Raw genomic sequence first — 19,727 nt, forward strand, 5'->3', positions numbered from 1 at the left:
AGGAATGCAGTGGCTCTACTGCGTGCCTTTGCGGCGCAGGCTGGCCGGCGTCCAGTAGCTTTCCGGCGGCGGGGTGAGGAGGAACTGGCGCGGCGCCTTCTCGTTGTTGCGCAGGCCGATCACCGTGTAGCTGCGGGCGATCAGGTCGTGGAACACGATGTTCACCGGGGTGATCACCGGCACCTCGTAGGCATTCTTGGTGAAGGCCAGGTTGACGTGCCACAGCTCGCCACGGGCGTCGTAGTTCTCCACCATCAGGGCGTACCAGCTGTCCTCGTCGAGGTAGAAGCGGCGCTTGGCGTGCACATGGCGCTGACCCGGACGCAAGGTCGCCTCGACCACCCATACGCGGTGCATTTCCCAGCGGGTCAGGTCGCTGTTGAGGTGGCCCGGCTTGACCAGTTCCTCGACCTGCATGCCCGGCTTTTCCATGGCGTAGTTGTGGTACGGCACCAGCAGCTCCTGCTTGCCCACCAGCTTCCAGTCGTAGCGGTCGGTGGCGCCGTTGTACATGTCGGTGTCGTCGGCGTAGATGCCGTCGATCGGCGTGTCGTAGGCCAGGGTCGGCGCACGGCGCACGCGGCGCTGGCCGGGGTTGTAGATCCACGCCGAACGCGGCGCGGCGACCTGGTCGATGGTCTCCTGCACCAGCAGCGCACGACCGACATCGCGCGACGGCGGCAGCAGCTCGCTGGCGAAGTAGTAGAGGATGTTGTCCAGGCTGCCGGCGTCCTTCTTGCCGTTGTAGTAGTTGGACAGCAGCTGGATGTGCTCGCGCAGCAGCGAGTAGCTGCCGCTGGTGGTGACCTGGGCGGTGACCGCCACCTCGTCGATGTAGCGGCCCTGCCAGCGGGCGATATGGTTCCAGATCGCCTGGCGGCCATCGGCCGGGATCGGGAAGGGAATCCCCGCGTAGGCATTCACCAGGCCGTAGCCGGCGCCATCCAGCTCGGCCTTCTGCGCGTTGGCGGCGGTGTTCTGGTAGATGTCCTGCGGCGCGGCGAAGCTGCGGTGGCTGGGGTAGACCGGCACCTTGAAGGTCTGCGGGTAGGTTTTCAGCAGCGCCTTGACCCCCTCGCTGAGGTGCGCGGCATCGGCCTGCATGTTCTGCGCGTCGATCACCCGCAGCGGCTGCTCGCCGGCATAGGGGTCGACATGGAAGCTGCCCGGGCCGCCGTAGCCGGCCGGGGCCTGGGTCAGGCCGCCCGTCCACTCGGGAATGCCATTGGCGGCATCGCCCTGGCGCTCGGCGCCGAACGGCGTGAGGCTGCTGCCCAACTGGGCCGCCTGCTCGGCACTGACCTTGGCCTGGGCCGCCAACGGCAGCAGCAGGCCGAGGGAGAGCAGGACGGAACTGACACGCGAAGCTGTACTGATCATGGTGATTCCTGCGCTCAGAAGGAGTAGGAGACGTTGAGGGCGACGTGGTCGCGGTCGATCAGCGCGTTGTCTTTACGCGCGCCCCAGAACGAGGTGTAACTGAGCTTGCCGGCCAGCTTCTGGCCGTACTTGCCGCCCAGCTCGACGGTGGCCGACTTGCGCCCCTGGATGAAGTTCTCGTTGAGCGCCGGCGAGGTGCCGGAAACATCCTGGCGGAAGGTGATGGCCGGCATCAGATCGAAGTTGGGCCGCACGTCCTGGTACAGGCCGGATAGGTTCACCGTGTAGCCCCAGGCGAAGGAGTCCAGGTAGGCGTAGTTGACCGTGTCCAGCAGGCTGCCGGGGATGTAGTTGAAGGCCGCTTCGGCCAGCACCATCAGGTCGTCCAGGCCGGCGGTGGGGCCGAAGGTGTGGATGGTCGAGACCGAGCCGGTATACAGCTCGTCGCGCTTGTACAGGTCGATGGCGCGCCGCGGGTCGTTGGCCGAACCGTCGCCGAACACGCCCAGGTCGATGCTGCCGCCGCTGGCCCCGCCGGTGGCCAGGGCGCCTTCGGCCAGCTGCTCCAGCTCGTAGGTCATCGCCGGCTCGATCGGCGCGTTGGGCCGGTAGGTCAGCTCGCCGGCCACGCTGGTGTCGCCGACCGTGCCGGACACGCTGAAGCCGAACAGGCGGATGTCCTCGGGGTAGATGAAGTCGTAGTAGGTGCTGTCGAGCAGGGCCAGGCCGTCGACCAGTGGCACCGAGGCCGGGTCGAGCGCCTTGGCCAGGCCGCACACATCACTGAAGCGCCCGCCGCTGCCGCCGCTGCAGCCGTAGGACTGGCCCTTCTGCACGCTGAGGAACGGCACCTTGCTGTGGTAGTTGAGGTAGTAGAGGCTGAATTCGGTGTTGTTCCAGTCCTCGGCCAGGTAGCGCATGGCCACGCCGAACTGGCCGTCGTCGCGGGCATCGTGCTCGGTGCCGTAGCGCGCGCCGGCGACTATGCCGTCCTCGCCGTTGAGCCCCGGCACCAGCTCGGCCAGACTGCCCAGCTCGTTGCGCAGGTCGACCAGCACGCCGTTGCTGCCCTTGCCGAAGTAGTCCTGGTTGTTGAGGAAGGCACCGGTGGGAATCAGCTCGTGGCCCTTCCATTCCAGGCCGTAGAAACCCTCGATATTGAGCTGGTCGGTGAGGCCGAACTGACCGGAGATCATGTTGGTCGGCAGCAGCGCGTCCTTGAAGCTGGCGTTGGGCAGCACCACCCGGCCGATGTCCACCGGGTTGATCACGTTGAGGCCGTCGGCGTAGTAGATGCCCTCGCCCCAGTTGATCACCTGGCGCCCCAGCCGCACGCTGACCGGGTGATCGCCGATGTAGCGGTTGGTGTAGAGGTAGGCATCGAGCAGGCGCGAACGGTGGCCGGCGCGGTTCTCCAGGTCGGAGGGGTAGCGCTCGTCGCTGTCGGTGTTGTGGGTGTCGAAGCCGTCGCCCGTGGGGTTGTGATCCATCAGCTGGGTGTCGTACCAGGCGGTACCCCGCATGAACAGGCCATCCTGCTCGGTGCGCACATGCAGCTCGGAAGTCAGCTTGAACTCGTTGGAAACGAAGCCGCGGTCGTAGTACTCGCTGCCATCGTTGTTGTTGATGAAGACGTTCTGCCCACCGCTCTCGATGTGCTCAGGCGAGGTGGTGCGGTACACCGAGGTGTACTCGGCAACGCTCTCCAGCGAAGTGGTCAGGTTGGGCCCGGTATCGATCTGAAATGCCTGGGCCTGTTGCGCCCCCCACAATCCAATCCCTACTGCCAGCGCTATCTTGCTTTTGTTATGCGACATGCGGCTATCCCCTAGCGGTTCTGATGCGAAACTAGCTGACTTGCGAAAACCTCCACGGGGCCGATCCGGACAAAAAACGGTGCCGAAAGGGCCCTTGAAACATTTCTGAACCATCGCCGCGCGTCCCACCGCGCGGCACTCCACTACGCCTGCCGGGCAAAGGCCTCGAGGCTGCTGGCGTAGACGAACTGCAGGGTCTTTTTCAGCTGGCCTAGGGTGCGCGAGCGTTCCGGCTCGGGCAGCGACAGGGCCAGCTTGGTCACCGAGCTGCCGGCCTCGCACAGCAGCAGCGCCAGGCCGCGCACCTGCTCGGCATCGGCCTTGGGCTGGGCCGCGCGGATGGCGGTGGCCACCAGCTCGGCGGTGGCCAGGGTGTCGGCGCTGTTCAGCGCGCGCAGCTCGGGCGACGCGGCCACGCAGCCCCACACCTCGACGAAGCCGGGATGGCTGACCTGGATATCCACCATCAGGTCGATAAGGCGCTCGATCATCGCCCCCGCCGCCGCACTGTCCGGCGCGCCGTCGATCTGCGCCAGGTCGGCCTGCAGGCGCTCGCCGACGCTGCCGGTATAGCGCTGCCAGACTTCCTGGACGATGGCCAGCTTGGTCGGGAAATACAGGTACAGCGAGGCGATCGGCAAGCCGACCTCGCGGGCAATTTCACGCATCGATACGGCTTCGTAGCCACGCGCAGCGATCAGGCCCAGGGCCACTTCGAGGATCGCCTCGAAGCGTGCCTGGCTGCGTTCCTGCTTCGGCTCGCGGCGCACTCGAGGCGTCGGCGGGGTGCTTGACAAAGTTTTGTTGGCCACAGCATTCTCGAAAAACATGAGCAATGCTTATGTTTTAGCGTGACTCTCACGAAATGGGAAGAGGCCGATGACTGCGAGAACCTGTTTACGATTTTTTGAGCTAGAGGCAGGCAAGGCGAAATTAGGCGAGGGCGCGGAGTTTACGGGCTGTAAATGAGCAGCCCGTGCCTGATTTCAACGCGGCATGACCGACGATCAAAAGATCGTAGACAGGTTCTGAGGGGAAAACAGTGAGCCACGACGAACGCCTGGTACTGGCGGTAGACCTCGGCAGCTCCGGCTGCAAGACCGCCCTGGTCGGCCTCGACGGCCGGGTGCGCGCCTTCGCCTTTCGCCCGGTGGCCAGCCATGTGCTGCCCGGTGCCGGCGTCGAGCAGTGCCCGGAAGACTGGTGGCAGGCCTTCCTCGACAGTGCCGGCGAGGTGCTGCAGAGCAACCCGCAGGCTCGGCAAACGCTAGTTGCCATCGCCTGTTCCTGCCAGGGCGAAGGCACCCTGCCGGTGGATCGCGACGGCAACCCGCTGGCCCGTGCCCTGCTGTACATGGACATGCGCGGCCAGGCCGCCGTGCAGCGCCAGGTCGGCGGCAAGCTGCCGCGGGTGGCCGGCTACGACCCGCTGAAACTGTGGCGCTGGCTGCGTTTGACCGGCGGCGCGCCGGCACTGTCCGGCAAGGACACCTTCGGCCATATCGCGTTTATCCGCGAGGCGCTGCCCGAGCTGTACGGGCGCACCGCCAAGTTCCTCAACGTGCTCGACTTCATGAACCTGCGCCTGACCGGGCGCACCGTGGCCACCGTGGATTCGGCGCTGACCACCTGGGTCACCGACAACCGCGACCCGGCCCATATCCGCTACGACGACGGCCTGCTGCGCCTGGCCGGGCTGCAGCGCGAGCAGCTGCCGGAACTGGTGCGCTGCAGCGAGGTACTCGGCCCGCTGCGCCCGCTGGTGGCCGAGCAGCTCGGCCTGCCGGCCGGCATTCCGGTGGTCGCCGGCGCGGTGGACAACAGCGCCGCGGCGCTGGGCTCCGGCGCGGTGGCGGACAACGCCCTGCACCTGTACGTCGGCACCTCGTCCTGGGTCGGCGCCCACGTGGCGCAGAAGAAAACCGACCTGCGCCGGCAGATCGCCGCCGTGCCCTGCGCCCTGCCCGAGCGCTACCTGATGATGGTCATGCAGTCCGCCGCCGGGGCCAACCTGAGCTTCCTGCGCGACCGCATCCTGTTTGCCAAGGACGCCCTGCTGCAGGACGAGGCGCGCCCGGATGTCTACCGCATCCTCGATGAGATCGCCGCCGGCGTGCCGGCCGGGGCCCGCGGCCTGCTCTACCTGCCCTGGCTGATGGGCGAGCGCAGCCCGGTGGACGACGCCAACCTGCGCGCCGGCCTGCTCAACCTGAGCCTGGAACACGCCCGCGAAGACATGGTGCGCGCCTTCCTCGAAGGGGTGGCGCTCAACACCCGCTGGATGATGGAAGCGGTCGAGGGTTTCCTCGGCACGCCGGCACGGGAAATCACCCTGGTCGGTGGTGGCGGCCAGTCCGATGTGTGGAGCCAGATCTTCGCCGACGCCCTGGGCATCACCGTGCACCAGCCGGAGCAGCCGATCCAGGCCAACGCCCGCGGCGCCGCCTTCCTCGCCGCAGTCGGCATCGGCGCCCTGGACTTCGCCGACATCCCGGCGCGGGTCGCCATCCGCCGCAGCTTCGAGCCCGGCGCCGGCAACCGCCAGCGCTACAGCGACAGTTACGCCACCTTCCGCGCCGCCCACCAGGCGCTGGCGCCGTTCTACGCCAAACTCCACGGAGCCCGTTCATGAGCCTCGAACAACAGGCCCGCGAGGCCGTGGTGCGCACTGCCGTACAACTGGCCGACCAGGGCTTTCTCGCCGGGGTCGGCGGCAACCTGGCACTGCGCATCGATGCCGAACGCTTCGCCGTCACCCCCTCGGCCAGCGACTACTACGCGATGAGCGCAGACGACATCTGCGTGCTGCGCCTGGACAGCCTCGAACAGCTTTCCGGCCACGGCAAACCCTCGGTGGAAAGCGGTCTGCATGCCCGCGTGCTGCAGGCTCGCCCGGACTGCTGGGCCAGCGTGCACACCCACCAGCCGGTGGCCAGCGCCTTCACCCTGCTCGACCGGCCGTTGCCGGTGTACAGCGCCGAGGCCCGCCAGCTGATCGGCGGTGAGGTACCGATGTGCGCCTATGCACCCTCCGGCACCCGCTGGCTGGCCGCCAACGTCGGCAAGCAGGTACGCCCCGAACTGAACGCCTACCTGATGCGCAACCACGGTGCCGTATGCCTCGGCGCCACCCTCGCAGACGCCTGTCGGGTGGTCGAGCTGCTGGAACAGGAAGCCGTGCGCTGGTTCCGTCAGGCACTCGCCGCCGAGCCGGACAACCTGCTCTACCAGCACACCCTTGCCGCCCTGAATGCCTAAGAAGAGAGCCCGCCATGAACGCCTCCACCCAGCCTGACCCACAGACCTCCGGGATTTCCCACTGGCCGGATACCGCTGCCATCGACGCGCGCCTCAAGGCGCTGATCAAGCAGCCGATCCGACCGATCCGCCGCGAACACATGGACAAGGTGCTCGGCTACTTCGAGCAGCACTGCCAAGGCTCCAAACGCCTGGCGGAAAAGGCCGGCGCGGTGATCCCCGGCGGCGTGCAGCACAACCTGGCATTCAACTACCCCTTCCCGCTGGCCATGAGTCAGGCACAAGGCGCGCATCTGCAGGACGTCGACGGCAACCGCTACATCGACTTCCTCCAGGCCGGCGGGCCGACCCTGCTCGGCAGCAATGACCCGATCGTGCAGGAGAAGGTGATCGAGAGCCTGCGCGAATGCGGCCCGGTCACCGGCCTGCTGCACGAGTACGAGGTCAAGCTGGCCGAGCTGGTCTGTCGCCTGGTGCCCTCGGTGGAGATGTTCCGCATGCTCGCCTCCGGCACCGAATCGGTGATGGGCGCCATCCGCCTGGCCCGCGCCTACACCGGCAAGAAATGGGTGATCAAGATCGGCGGCGCCTACCACGGCTGGAGCGACCAGCTGGTGTACGGCATGCGCATCCCCGGCACCGGCCGGCGCGAGGCGGTGGGCATTCCGCGCGGCGCCACCAGCCACACCCAGGAAAGCTTCCCCAACGACCTGGCTGCCATTCGCCGGCGCCTGCAGCTCAACCGCCTGCGCGGTGGCACCGCGGCGATCATCGTCGAGCCGCTCGGCCCGGAAAGCGGCACCCGCCCGGCGCACCAGGAGTTCAACGCCAACCTGCGCAAGCTGTGCGACGAGTTCGGCGCACTGCTGATCTTCGATGAAGTGGTCAGCGGTTTCCGCGTCGGCCTGGCCGGCGCCCAGGGCTACTTCAACGTGCAGCCCGACCTGACCATCTTCGGCAAGTGCCTGACCGGCGGCTACCCGATGGCCGGCGGCATCGGCGGCCGCCGCGAGGTGATGATGCTGCTGGCCGGCGGCATCGGCGGCAAGCAGACCAAGCGCGCCTTCGTCGGCGGCACCCTGACCGCCAACCCGCTGTCCTGCGTGGCCGGCTACCACAGCCTGATGGAGATCGAACGGCGCAACGCCCCGGCCATCGCCGGCCGCGCCGGCGACCGTCTGACCACCGGCCTGGCCGCCATCATCGAACGCCGCGGCCTGCCCTACGTGGTCTACAACCAGGGCTCGGTGGTGCACCTGCAGACCTCCGGCGTGCTGCTGCTCAACGTGCGCAACCCGATCCAGCTGCTGCGCGAGGTCAACCCGCGCAAGCACATGATGGAAGAGATGGGCGCCGCCTACATGGCCCACGGCCTGGTGACCCTGGCCGGCAGCCGCATGTACACCAGCGCCGCCGACACCGACGCGATCATCGACGAGGCGCTGAACCGCTTCGACGACGTATTCGGGCTGGTCTGAACATGCACGAGGAACTGCTCCAGGCCGGCACCCGGCTGGCCACCAAGGGCTTCCTGCATGGCGCCGCCGACGGCCTCTCGCTGCTGCTGCCGGGCAGCGGGTGCATGCTCCTGCTCGGCCACGACCAGGCGCCGCGCGAAGTTGCGCTGGATCAGCCGGACAGCCTGCTGGCCGCCCTGCACGCGCAGGTCTACCAGTTGCGCCACGACGCCGGCGCGGTGGCCAGCCTCAGCCCGCGCTGGAGCCTGCTGCTCGGCGAGCTGAACGAGGCCATGCCCACGGTGTTCGACGAACAGGCGCGGCATATCGGCCGCTCCTGGGCGCCAGCCAGTTCCCGCCAGTTGCCGGCAGTGCTGGCCGGCGGCGGCAATGCCGGGCTGGTCGACGGCCACCTGCTGAGCATCGGCGTCACGCGCAACCGCATGCTGTTCAACGCCGAGCTGTTCGAGAAGTGCGCCATGGCCTATGTGCTGGCGCGCCAGGGCGGCGGCAAGGTCAGCCGGGTGCCCTGGTGGGTGCGCCTGATCGCCGGGCGCCGCCTGCTCCAGGACGAGGCCCGCGCCGCCGCCAGCCATGCCGCCGGCGAGCACGCCGCGGAGCTCGGAGCCTATTGAGCAGGGCGGGGGCAACCCGCGTTAACCACAGCCTTATGCACGCGGGCTGCACCCGCCCTACGCGATCTCTGGCGCCACTCCACACGCTCGTGCTAACTATGCCAGCGGCGCCCAGCGAGGCGCCGCATAACAACAAGAACCAGGCGGCAGACGCCAGCGACCTCCTGCCAGGAGCGTACCCATGAAACCCATCGCCGATCCGCGCTACTCGGAAGCCTCCGCGCCACCGCAGATCTCGCGCTTTCTCCTGCAGCACGTGGCCGCCCTCGGCCGCGACCCGGCCCTGCTCTGCCGCGGCCTGGGCTTCGAGCCGGACGACCTGAAGAAACCCGACTATCGCCTGTCCTACCGGCAGAGCTACCTGCTGGTGCGCCGCGCCCTGCAGAGCCTGGGCGACAGCGGCCTGGGCCTGGCCGTCGGCAGCCGGCAGACCGCCGTGTCCTGGGGCCTGGTGGGCATGGCCATGCTGGCCAGCCCGACCCTGGGCGAGGCGCTGGCCCTGGCCATCCGCTACCAGCGCGACACCGGCGCCCTGCTCGACTACGAAATGGAGCTGCGCGGCGGCCGCTGCCTGGTGTTCGCCAGCACGCGCTTCTTCGATCCGGAGGTGGCGGTGTTCTACCTCGAGGAGGCCTTCGCCAGCTCCCTGGCCATCGTCCGTCACCTGTCCGGCCAGGATCTGACCCTCGACCGCATCGAGCTGGAATACCCGCGCCCGCCGCACTGGCAGCGCTACGCGGAAATCTTCCGCTGCCCGGTGAAGTTCGGCGCCGGGCACAACCTGATCGCCTTCGACGCACACTGGCTGGAGCTGCCGCTGCCGACCCGCGACGACTATGTCGCCGCCGAAATCGCCGCCCTGCTCGACAGCGCGCGCGGGGAACAGCAGGGCAGCTCCGACCTGATCGAGACCATCCAGCGCGAAGTGCGCAAGAACCTCTGCCGCCCGCCGCAGCTGGCCGAGCTGGCGCAGCAGCTCAACCTCGGCGAACGCACCCTGCGCCGGCGCATCGACGAGGCCGGGCTGTCCTACCACGGCATAGTCGACTCGCAGCGCCGAGCCAAGGCCCTGGCCCTGCTCAGCCACCGCGACAGCCGGTTGATCGACGTGGCCAGCGAGACCGGCTTCAGCGACGTGCGCAACTTCCGCCGCGCCTTCAAGCGCTGGACAGGGCTGACCCCGCGCACGGCCAAGCAGCGGATTGCTCAGAGCGATTGAGAGTACTCAGTACAAACTCCCTCTCCCCTTGGGAGAGAGAGTTGCAGGCAGCTCGGAGTAGCCGGCAAGACCCTCACCCCGCCCCTCTCCCAGAGGGAGAGGGAGCCAGTCCGGAGTGCCAGGAAACATCGTACTAGCAGCCAGCAACGAGTCAGCCCCCTCTCCCTCCGGGAGAGGGCTGGGGTGAGGGGAGGCTTACTCCTGATACACCGGCCAGCGCTCGACAATCTTGCCGCCGCGCACGGCCAGCAGATCACCGAACTGCAGCAGCACCGACTCGCTCTGGGTCGGCCGCAGGAACACCTGGTCGTCCACCTCCAGACTCACTGTCGGCGAGCCGTTGACCAGTTCCTGGTTCGAGCTGCGCCCGTACAGCCCGCTCAGTTGCAGGCCGGCCGGCGAGGCCAGGTCGGCCTGCCAGTTGCCGCCGTAGATGAAGAAGGTCTCGCGCTGGTTGACGTCCCACCAGGCAAACAGCCGCGACTTGTCGTCCAGCGCCGGGATGCGCAGCGCGCCCGTGCGCTTGAGCACCGGCGTGGCGATATACACGGCCGGCTCGTGCTCGGCCAGCGACGGCAGGTCGTAGTGGCTGGGCTTGAGCAGGCCGGTGCCGATCGCCACCTCGCTGCTCAGCTTCTCCTGCTCGTGAGCCCGGTAGCTGGGGCTGCCGGCGGTATTGAGGGTCAGGCCCTCATGCCACAGGGCCGGGAAGCGCTGACGGGTGAAGTCGACATAGCCCTGGTACAACGCCATGACCTTGGCCAGCAGCTCGTCCGGCGTGCCGAGCACGGAAGGCAGGTTCATCCCGACGAAGGGGTCGTAGCCCATGAAACCGGCGAACTCCAGCTGCTGCGGGTTATCCGCGATCAGCTGCAGCAGCTGCCCCAGGGTCTGGGTATCGCTCACCCCGCCACGGTGCAGGCCCACGTCCAGCTCGATATTGATGCGTAGCCGGGTGCCCAGCCCGCGAGCCAGTTCCAGGTACTGCTGCAGGCGCGCGGGGGTGTCGATCAGCCACTGCAGTTGCCTGGCCGGATCGAAGGGGCCGCGGTGCTGCTGGTAGAACAGCTGGGCCGAGCGCACCGGCAGCGGCTTGCCGAGCAGGATGTCAGCCTCGGGAAACTGCTGCGCATCGTGATTGAGGAAGGGCTGGTGGAAGGACATCAGCCGCCGCGTGCCGAGACGCTCGCCGATATAGCGCAGCAGGCCGGGCGCCGGCAGCGACTTCTCCACCAGGCGCAGCTGCTTGCCGCTGCGGGCGAGGAACTGGCGCACCACCTCGATGTTGTGGTCGAGGCGATCAAGGTCGATCAGCAGGCTCGGACGCATCGGCCCGTTGGCCTTGAGCTCCTGGTTCAGTGCCTGGAAATAGCCATCGTGCGGCTGCCCATGGTCGCCCGGGCGCAGCCAGGTGGCGGCCAGCAGTCCACCAGCACCCAGACCGGCCAGTACAAGCGTGCGTCGCTTCATCGTGGTTCCTCAACCGAGACCGAACAGCGCGGCCAGATGCTCATTGACCAGGCGCCCCTGCGGATCCAGCGCCTGGCGCAGCTCGCTGAATTCCTGCCAGCGCGGGTACAGCGCCGCCAGCTGAGGGGCGCCCAGGCTGTGCAGCTTGCCCCAGTGCGGGCGGCCCTGGTACTTCCAGAAGATCGGCTCGATGGCAGCGAAGAATTCGCGATGATCCATCGCATAGTGCTGGTGGATCGAGATCGCGCAGCTGTCGCGGCCCTCGAACATGCTCAGGGGAATGTCGTCGGCCTTGATATAGCGGTACTCGATGGGCATCCAGGTGCGCAGGTTGCCGTCGTCGATGCGCTTGATGATCTCGCGCAGGCAGGCCGGGCCGTACTCGGCCGGCACCGAGTACTCCATCTCGTTGAAGCGCACGTTGCGCACATTGGCGAAGACTTCGTAGGAGGCGTCCACCCGGTCTTCGAAGCTGGCCAGGTGGCGCATGTTGTTGAGCAGGCTGCGGCGCAGATCGGGATGGTCGTGCAGGTGCTTGTCCAGGCCCTCGATGATGTCGATAAAGCCATTGCCGCCCTCCTCGTCCGGCGGCACCGGCGGCGTATTGGCATCCTCGCTCTCGTTCAGCGCCACCGACAGCGCGTAGTCGGAATGGGTGATCACCAGCATCTCCCAGTGCTGGTTGTCGCGCTTGAGGTTCTCGACATCCTCCAGCAGCTCCTCGGTCTTGCCCAGCCACTGGCGCTCGCGCAGGCGGAAGGCGGCGCGGTTCTGCATGCGCACCTTGGTTACCACACCCAGCGCGCCGAGCGAGACGCGGGCGGCGGCGAACAGCTCGGGATGGCTCTCGCGGCTGCAGTCGAGCACCTCGCCGGCAGCGCTGACCAGCTGCAGGCCGCACACCTGAGAAGAGTAGGAACCGAAGCCAATGCCGGTACCGTGGGTCGAGGTGGCGATCGCCCCGGCCAGGGTCTGGTAGTCGGTGTCGGCCATGTTGATCAGCGCCTGGCCGACCTCGCGCAGCGGCGCGCCCATGCTCGACATCGGCGTGCCGCCACCGAACTCCGCCTGCAGGCTCTGCGCGTCATGGGCCAGCAGCCCGGAGAAGTTGCTCAGCGACAACAGGGTGCCGTCGGTGGGCACCAGCGCGCTGAAGGAATGCCCCGAGCCGACCGGGCGGATCTTGCCTGCAGCCTGGCGGATCACCTGCACCAGCTCGTCCAGGTTCTTGGGCGCCAGGCGCTGCTGCGGCAGGCAGCTCTGCAGGCCCGACCAGTTGCGCCAGGGAATCGGTCGCGGCGCTTCCGCCGCGGCGGCCCACAGCGAGCGCCCCGGCAAGGCCAGGCAGGCGCCCAGCAGGCTGGCACGTTGCAGCAGTTGTCGACGGGAGAGTGGCTGACCCATGTCAGTGGCCCTCCGCTGGCTGCGGCTGGGCCGCCATGAAGCCGATCAGCGCGCGGAAGTCCGCCTCCGAGCACTGCATGCACAGCCCCAGCGGCGGCATGGCCTGGAAGCCATTGATGCTGTGCTCGAGCAGCGTATCCATGCCCTTTTCCAGGCGTGGTGCCCAGGCCTCGGCATCACCGGTCAGCGGCGCACCGGCGCCGGGGTTGGCATGGCACTGCTTGCAGCTGGCGCCATACAGCTGCGCCAGCGCCGCATCCTCCGGCATGCGCTGCGCGGCGGCCGCCCGTGCCTGCGGCGAGTCCTCGCCGCCGCAGCCCGCCAGCAACACGCCCAGCCCCAGCAGCATGAACCAGCCACGCCAGACACCGGCCGCTCTGCGCCCCCCGTTTCGCCCTGCCCGCATAGTCCCCTCCGCGCATTCGCTCATCTCGATAGCGCCACACTAAAGCAGCGGCGCCAAGCGTATGAGGTCTCAAACGGCCAGCCAGGAACAGCTAAACGGCCAAAACCCGGCACGTGTCGACTGGCCGTTGCAGCCCTCTTTCGCGGCCATTACGCCCCTGCCTGGCCGGCGCCTGCTTGGCTAACGTGAAACCATCGCCACCAACCAGCGCGGAGCGTCCCGTGAGCACAGCCAACACCATCCAGGATTGCGGCGATGCCGTGTGCATCATCGGCGCCGGCCCCGGCGGCCTGTGCATGGCCCGCGCGCTGAAGCGCCAGGGCCTGGCCTACGAGCAGTTCGAACGGCACAGCGATGTCGGCGGCGTGTGGGACATGAGCAACCCCGGCACGCCGATGTACGAGTCCGCGCACTTCATCTCCTCGCGCGACCTCTCCGGCTTCCTCGACTTTCCGATGCCCAAGCACTTCCCCGACTACCCGAGCAACCGGCAGATCCTCGAATATGCCCGTTCCTTCGCCCGCACCTTCGAGCTGTACGACAAGATCCGTTTCAACACCGCCGTCGAGCATGTGGCCAAGCGCGAGGACGGCCGCTGGCAGGTGACCCTGCAGGGCGGCGAGCGGCGCGGCTACCGCGCCGTGGTGTGCGCCACCGGCTGCAACTGGGACCCGAACATGCCGGCGGTGAAGGGCCAGTTCAACGGCGAGATCCGTCACTCGGTGACCTTCAAGAAGGCCGCCGAATTCAACGGCAAGCGCGTGCTGATCATAGGTGCCGGCAACTCCGGCGCGGACATCGCCTGCGATGCGGCGACCCACGCGGAGAAGGCCTTTATCAGCCTGCGCCGCGGCTACCACTTCATTCCCAAGCATCTGTTCGGCCTGCCCGCCGACGAGGTCAGCGAGAAAGGCCCGCACCTGCCGATCTGGCTAGTACGCCCGCTGTTCAGCCTGATCCTGCGCCTGATCAACGGCGACCTGACCCGCTTCGGCCTGCCCAAGCCGGATCACAAGCTGTTCGAGAGCCACCCGCTGATGAACACCCAGCTGCTGCACTACCTGCAGCACGGCGACATCCAGGCCAAGCCCGACCTCGACCACTTCGACGGCGATTACGCAGTGTTCAAGGACGGCAGCCGCGAGCCGATCGACCTGGCCCTCTACGCCACCGGCTACCGGTGGAGCTGCAAGTACGCCGCCGACTACTTCGAGTGGAAGGGCGGGCGGCCGCAGCTGTACCTGTCGATCTTCAGCCGCCAGCACCACAACCTGTTCGGCATCGGCTACCTGGAAACCAACTCCAGCGCCTACAAGCTGTTCGACAACGAGGCCCACGCGGTGGCCAGCTACCTGCGCGACCAGCTGCAGCGCCCCGAGCAGGCGCGCCAGTTCGAGCAGCTGATCGCCGAGGACGATCCGGATCTGTCCGGCGGCATCGACTTCATCAAGTCGCAGCGCCACGAGGTGTACCTGGAAGTGCACGCGCTCAAGACCCACCTGCGCAAGCTGCGCCGGCAGATGGGCTGGGGCGAGCTGGACGACGGCTACTACGCCGGCCTGCGCAGCACCAGCAGCGGCGCCTCGCCGGCAGCGCTGCAGCATCCGCAGCAAGCCGTCTGAGCCGGGAGCCGAGCATGCACGAAGTCGTCCTGATCACCGGCGCGGCCGGCGGTATCGGCCAGGCCATCTGCCAACGCCTGCACGAGCGCGGCATGCACCTGGTGCTGCTGGATATCGACGCCGCGCGCCTGCAGCAACTGGCCGAGCGCCTTGGCGAGCGGGCCACGCCCTACGCCGTCGACCTTACCGACCACGCCACCCTGGCGCGGGTGCTGGAGCAGGTCGAGGAACAGTTCGGCCGCCTCGACATCCTGATCAACAACGCCGGCATCGCCCACGTCGAAGCCTTCGACGAGCGCTCGGTGGAAAGCATCCTCGGCGAGCTGAACATCAACCTGATCGCGCCGCTGGTGCTCACCCGCCTGGCCATCCCGCTGCTACAGCGCTCGGCCGATGCGCGGGTGATCAGCACGGTGTCGCTGGGCGGCATCTTCCCGCTGCCGGAAACGCCGATCTACGCCGCCAGCAAGTTCGGCCTGCGCGGCGCCATGCTGTCGATCGGCCTGGATCTGGCGGCCAAGGGCATCCGGGTCGGCTCGATCCTGCCGACCGCCACCGAGACGCCGATGCTGTACCAGGAAGCCATCGCCGGCGGCAACGCCCTGCAGTTCATCGATCCGCCACAGCAACCGGAAGACGTCGCCGCCCAGGTGCTGCTGATGCTCGACAAACCCTGCCTGGAGCGTACGCCCAAGGCCAGCGAGGCGTGGCTCGCCAGCCTGGCCATGCTGCTGCCTAACTGGCTGCCGCAGAGCATCCGGCTGTTCAGAAAGCGCGGCGAAAAAGGTCGCCAGCGCTACCTGGAATCCCTCGCCGCGCGCGGCCTGGCGCAGCAGCTGAACGGCCGTTGGGAGTTGAAGTGAAGGACGCGGGACGACTGTGGCCGCCCCGACTTCTGCTCAGGTGCGGAACACGCCCAGCCCGCCCTTGAGCGCGCGGGCGGTGGAGCCCAGTTCGGCGGCGGAGCGGTTGATCGCGTCGACGTCCTGGCGGGTGTGCTCGAAGGCGTCGCGCATGCTGCCCAGGCGCCCGGACATGTCGGCCACGGCGTGCTGGATTTCCTCGCTGCTGGTCAGCGCCTGCTCCACCGTGTGGCTCACCTGGCCCATCTGCTGCACCAGGGTGTCGAGCGCTTCCAGCGCCTCGTCGGCGTCGCCGGCCAGGGCCTGCGAGCGCTCGGCGGTGCTGCTCATGCGCTGGGCGATCTGGCGGATCGCGCCGGTGACCTTGTCGATCACCTGATGCGCCTCGCCCAGCACGCTCTGGGTCTGCCCGGCCAGCTTGCGCACCTCGTCGGCGACCACGGCGAAACCGCGCCCGGCCTCGCCGGCACGTGCCGCTTCGATGGCGGCGTTGAGCGCCAGCAGGTTGGTCTGTTCGGAGATGCCGGCGATCATCTGCAGCACCTGGCCGATCTGTTCGGCCTCGCTGCTCAGGCGCTCCAGGTCGGTGGCCAGGCCGACATTGGCCGAGGTGCTGCCGTGCACGTCGCCGATCAGCCGTTGCAGTTCGTGATGGGCACGGCTCAGCTCGCCGCTGGCGCGCTCCAGGTTGGCCCGCACCGCGCCGGCCAGGCTGGAAGAATGCCCGGCCGCATGCTGGATCGACTGGCCGTGCTGGTCGACGTCGGCCAGTTGGCCGGCGGCCTGCTGGATTTGCCGGGTGATGTCGTCGGCACGATGGAGGAAGGTGTCGGCCAGCTGCTGGTTGCTGTCGGCCATGCCCAGGGCGCCGGCCAGGGTCTGCCGCAGATCCTGCAGCAGGCCGGACAGGCGCGCGCCCATCTGCCCCAGCTCGTCGCCGCTGACCAGGGCGATGGGCCGCGACAGGTCGCGGCTGTCGGCGATGTGATTGAGCTGCCCGGTCAGGCGCAGGATGGCATGCACCAGCATGCGCGCGGCCAGCCAGGACAGCAGCAGGCCGACGCCGAGGGTGGCGGCGCCGATCAGCAGCAGGCTGCGCAGGCTGTCATTGATGGCCTGGGTGAGGCTGTCGAGGGTGACGTCCACGCCCACCACGAAGGACTGGCCACTGGCGGTGTGCAGCGGCAGGAAGATCGAGCGGAAGCTGCCGTAGCTGTCGGTGTATTCGTCGTACTGCACCTGGCCACTGCGCGCCGCCTGGGTCACCGCCGGGCTGGCGTCGGTGTAGTGCTCCAGGTGCTTGGCATAGCTGTCGCCGGCGATGTCCTCGGCACTGGCGCCGTCGGAGAGGTAGAACACCTGGCCGCCGGCATCCACCATCATGGTGTAGGCGAACTTGAGGTCGACCTCGGCCGCGTATTCGCCGAGGTTGCGTACCTGGGCCAGGTACTCGCCGTCCTTTAGGCCGTCGGCACTGCGCGCGCGATCCAGGTAGTCGTCGCCGAGCAGGCGTGGCACCGCGTGGGCGGCGGCACGCAGGCGGTTGTCCATCTGCGCGCGGATATCCAGCGACTTGGCGTACTGGGCATAGCTGATGAAGGCGGCAATGCTGATCAGGTTGACCAGGGTGAAGGCCAGCAAAAGCTTGGTTTGCAGGCTGAGATTGCGCAGCGACATGACGACAGTTCCATCTGGTGGCAAGTGGCCGCGGCGGGTGGCGGCCTCCCATATGACGGTTGGCGCCGGTAAAACTTTAGTGGCCAATTGCCTGTAGCCGCCGCAGAGCCATTCGTCGTAGCCGCCCAGTCTAGTCTGCCCTGCCGATTGCCGACGAACCTCCCGCCATACGGCGCAGGCCGCAACTAGCCTCGCGCCGTGCGCTGGCGCAGGTACTCCAGCACCGCCGTACGATCGCCGGCGAACTCGATGCGCGAGCTCTTGCTGTCGCGCTGGTAGGCGTACATCGGATCGTAGTACTCGCTGAGCAGCCCCTCGATCCAGGCCCGGTGCAGATCCACCGCGCCGCTGCGCTGCTGCTCGGCCAGCGCCTCGGCCAGGATGGCCGAAAGCCGCTGGTAGCGCTCGCCGCCGAGGCGCTTGAGGATATTCGCCATGCTCTGCTGCAGCCGCTCGGCGAACAGCACGAAGCCCTGCTCCGCACCATGCAGGGCGACGAACTCGGCACACAGGCCGGTGACATAGTCGCGCAGGATGCGCTCCACGCGATTGGCAAAGCTGTCTTCCAGCCACACCAGCGGGTAGCGCTGCATGCCCTGGTACAGCTCCAGGGGCACAGTGCAGCTGCCGACGATGCGCCCTTCGTCCTCAAGCACGAACTGGCGATGGCCGGCCGCCCGTTTTTTCAGCAGATCGATAGCCAGACGGTTCTCGAAGTCGATCTGCGCCGGCTGGCCGGTGGCGCGCTTGCCGAAGCTGGAACCACGATGGTTGGCATGCCCCTCCAGATCCAGGGCGTTGTCCAGGGCGGCGAGCACCTCGGTCTTGCCGGTACCGGTCATGCCGCCAACGCTGACGAAGTCGCACTGGGCAACCGCCTGCTGGGTGGTCTCCAGAAGAAAGCCGCGCATCGCCTTGTAGCCGCCAAGCACTCGCGGGTAATCGATGCCTGCCTCCGCCAGCCACTGCTGGACGATCTGCGAGCGCAGGCCGCCGCGGAAGCAGTACAGGTAGCCATTCGGATTGGCCTTGGCGAAGGCAGCCCAGGCCTCGATGCGCTCGGCCTTGGTCTGGCCCGAGACCAGCTGGTGGCCCAGTTCGATGGCCGCCTGCTGGCCCTTCTGCTTGTAACAGGTGCCGACCTTCTGCCGCTCGATATCGGTCATCAGCGGCAGGTTGACAGTGGCGGGGAAGGCGCCCTTGGCGAACTCCACCGGGGCGCGCATATCCATCATGGGCACATCGGCGAGGAACAGCTGGCGGTAGTCGGCGGTGTTGTCGCGCATCACAGCACCTCTACCGCGTGACCCTGTCGCTCGACCAGCTGGCCGATGGGCGACAGCTGCAAGCCCAGCTCGGCGGCCACAGCGAGGAACTCGGCCTCGCCCTCCGGCGCCACCGCCACCAGCAGGCCACCGCTGGTCTGCGGGTCGCACAGCAGGTCGCGTTGCTCCGCGGAGATCGGCGCGATCTTCTCGCCGTAGCTGTCGAAGTTGCGCAGGGTGCCGCCGGGCACGCAGCCCTCGGCCAGGTAGTAGTCGACGCCCGGCAGGCGCGGCACGGCAGCGTAGTCCAGCTGGGCGGTGAGCCCCGCACCATCGGCCATCTCCACCAGGTGGCCGAGCAGACCGAAGCCGGTGACATCGGTCATCGCCTGCACAGCGGTCAGTTTGCCGAAACGGCTGCCGGGCTTGTTCAGGGTGCACATCCAGTCGCGCGCCAGGCCCACATCCTGCGCACGCAGCTTGGCCTTCTTCTCGGCGGTGGTGAGGATGCCGATGCCCAGCGGTTTGCTCAGGTACAGCTTGCAGCCGGCCGTGGCGGTGTCATTGCGCTTCATATGCTTCTTGTCGACCACGCCGGTCACCGCCAGGCCGAAGATCGGCTCCGGCGCATCGATCGAGTGGCCGCCGGCCAGCGGGATGCCGGCGGCGTCGCACACGGCGCGGCCGCCACGGATCACCTCGCGGGCCACTTCCGGCGGCAGCACATTCACCGGCCAGCCGAGGATGGCGATGGCCATCAGCGGGTCGCCGCCCATGGCGTAGATATCGCTGATCGCATTGGTCGCAGCGATGCGGCCGAAATCGAAGGGGTCGTCGACGATCGGCATGAAGAAGTCGGTGGTGGAGACCACCCCACGCTCGTCATCCAGGGCGTACACCGCCGCATCGTCGCGCGAGGCGTTGCCGACCCACAGCTTGGGGTCGAGGTTCTGCGCGCCGCTACCGGCGAGGATCACTTCCAGTACCTTGGGGGAAATCTTGCAGCCGCAGCCGGCGCCGTGGCTGTACTGGGTCAAACGGATCGGCTCGCTCATCGACAAGGCTCTCGGCAAAACGGAAACAGGCCGGGATTCTAGCAAAGCTGCTCTTTGCCCCGGTCGCTCCTATAATCGCGCGCTTTCAACTTTACTCATGGGGGCGCGCGAGCGGCTGAAGGGCTAGGCGCCCGGAGCGCAGCAACCGGAGTGGGCTGTAGCCCATGAGGATTGCGAGCACCGCGCAACGCAGCCATTC

16 protein-coding genes are annotated in these 19,727 nt (G+C 67.8%); 7 read left to right on the forward strand and 9 right to left on the reverse strand.

Translation table 11 applies throughout. The features are described 5' to 3' along the window. Nucleotides 1-15 precede the first annotated feature (15 nt). From A9179_RS19310 to A9179_RS19320, 3 genes are all read right to left on the reverse strand, one after another. Complete coding sequence (locus tag A9179_RS19310; protein ID WP_187807828.1) at nt 16-1,380, reverse strand: DUF1329 domain-containing protein; 1,365 nt, start codon at nt 1,378-1,380, stop codon at nt 16-18. 14 nt (nt 1,381-1,394) lie between these two features. Beyond that, complete coding sequence (locus A9179_RS19315) at nt 1,395-3,197, reverse strand: DUF1302 domain-containing protein (protein WP_187807829.1); 1,803 nt, start codon at nt 3,195-3,197, stop codon at nt 1,395-1,397. Between the two features lie 143 nt (nt 3,198-3,340). Next, on the reverse strand, nt 3,341-3,967 hold the full coding sequence (locus A9179_RS19320) for a TetR/AcrR family transcriptional regulator (RefSeq protein ID WP_187807830.1): 627 nt from the start codon (nt 3,965-3,967) through the stop codon (nt 3,341-3,343). A 272-nt stretch (nt 3,968-4,239) separates the two neighbouring features. Here A9179_RS19320 and A9179_RS19325 point away from each other — a divergent pair, with 272 nt between their 5' ends. From A9179_RS19325 to A9179_RS19345, 5 genes are all read left to right on the forward strand, one after another. Continuing rightward, nucleotides 4,240-5,829 carry a xylulokinase gene (locus A9179_RS19325; RefSeq protein WP_187807831.1) on the forward strand — a complete coding sequence of 530 codons (1,590 nt, stop codon included), beginning with the start codon at nt 4,240-4,242 and terminating at the stop codon, nt 5,827-5,829. After that, the gene (locus A9179_RS19330; RefSeq protein ID WP_187807832.1) at nt 5,826-6,455 is read left to right on the forward strand and encodes a class II aldolase/adducin family protein; all 630 of its coding nucleotides are present in this window, start codon (nt 5,826-5,828) and stop codon (nt 6,453-6,455) included. The genes A9179_RS19325 and A9179_RS19330 overlap by 4 nt, the downstream gene beginning before the upstream one ends. Before the next feature lie 14 nt (nt 6,456-6,469). Further along, nucleotides 6,470-7,933, forward strand: a complete 1,464-nt coding sequence (locus tag A9179_RS19335) for an aspartate aminotransferase family protein (protein ID WP_187807833.1) — start codon at nt 6,470-6,472, stop codon at nt 7,931-7,933. Between the two features lie 2 nt (nt 7,934-7,935). Further along, complete coding sequence (locus A9179_RS19340; protein WP_187807834.1) at nt 7,936-8,547, forward strand: hypothetical protein; 612 nt, start codon at nt 7,936-7,938, stop codon at nt 8,545-8,547. Between the two features lie 181 nt (nt 8,548-8,728). Beyond that, nucleotides 8,729-9,766: an AraC family transcriptional regulator gene (locus A9179_RS19345; protein ID WP_187807835.1), complete on the forward strand. Its 1,038-nt coding sequence runs from the start codon at nt 8,729-8,731 to the stop codon at nt 9,764-9,766. A 195-nt stretch (nt 9,767-9,961) separates the two neighbouring features. Here A9179_RS19345 and A9179_RS19350 read toward each other — a convergent pair whose 3' ends face one another. The 3 genes from A9179_RS19350 to A9179_RS19360 form a co-directional block, all read right to left on the reverse strand. Next, on the reverse strand, nt 9,962-11,173 hold the full coding sequence (locus A9179_RS19350) for a DSD1 family PLP-dependent enzyme (RefSeq protein WP_187808638.1): 1,212 nt from the start codon (nt 11,171-11,173) through the stop codon (nt 9,962-9,964). Between the two features lie 72 nt (nt 11,174-11,245). Continuing rightward, nucleotides 11,246-12,640: a D-arabinono-1,4-lactone oxidase gene (locus A9179_RS19355; RefSeq protein ID WP_187807836.1), complete on the reverse strand. Its 1,395-nt coding sequence runs from the start codon at nt 12,638-12,640 to the stop codon at nt 11,246-11,248. Between the two features lies 1 nt (nt 12,641). After that, nucleotides 12,642-12,989 carry a c-type cytochrome gene (locus A9179_RS19360; protein ID WP_187807837.1) on the reverse strand — a complete coding sequence of 116 codons (348 nt, stop codon included), beginning with the start codon at nt 12,987-12,989 and terminating at the stop codon, nt 12,642-12,644. 278 nt (nt 12,990-13,267) lie between these two features. On the opposite strand from A9179_RS19360, the gene A9179_RS19365 reads away from it, so the two are divergent. Further along, nucleotides 13,268-14,668, forward strand: a complete 1,401-nt coding sequence (locus tag A9179_RS19365; protein WP_187807838.1) for a flavin-containing monooxygenase — start codon at nt 13,268-13,270, stop codon at nt 14,666-14,668. A 14-nt stretch (nt 14,669-14,682) separates the two neighbouring features. After that, nucleotides 14,683-15,531, forward strand: a complete 849-nt coding sequence (locus tag A9179_RS19370; protein WP_187807839.1) for an SDR family NAD(P)-dependent oxidoreductase — start codon at nt 14,683-14,685, stop codon at nt 15,529-15,531. A 36-nt stretch (nt 15,532-15,567) separates the two neighbouring features. Here the strand turns inward: A9179_RS19370 and A9179_RS19375 are convergent, their stop codons facing one another. The 3 genes from A9179_RS19375 to selD all read right to left on the reverse strand — a co-directional run bounded on the left by A9179_RS19375 (nt 15,568) and on the right by selD (nt 19,528). Beyond that, nucleotides 15,568-17,208: a methyl-accepting chemotaxis protein gene (locus A9179_RS19375; protein WP_187807840.1), complete on the reverse strand. Its 1,641-nt coding sequence runs from the start codon at nt 17,206-17,208 to the stop codon at nt 15,568-15,570. A gap of 185 nt (nt 17,209-17,393) precedes the next feature. Next, complete coding sequence (gene mnmH, locus A9179_RS19380) at nt 17,394-18,494, reverse strand: tRNA 2-selenouridine(34) synthase MnmH (protein WP_187807841.1); 1,101 nt, start codon at nt 18,492-18,494, stop codon at nt 17,394-17,396. After that, nucleotides 18,494-19,528, reverse strand: a complete 1,035-nt coding sequence (gene selD / locus A9179_RS19385) for a selenide, water dikinase SelD (protein WP_187807842.1) — start codon at nt 19,526-19,528, stop codon at nt 18,494-18,496. Before selD ends, mnmH begins: the two co-directional genes overlap by 1 nt. Nucleotides 19,529-19,727: the final 199 nt, after the last annotated feature.

The sequence above is a fragment of the Pseudomonas alcaligenes genome (assembly GCF_014490745.1).
Classification (GTDB): Bacteria; Pseudomonadota; Gammaproteobacteria; order Pseudomonadales; family Pseudomonadaceae; genus Aquipseudomonas; species Aquipseudomonas alcaligenes_C.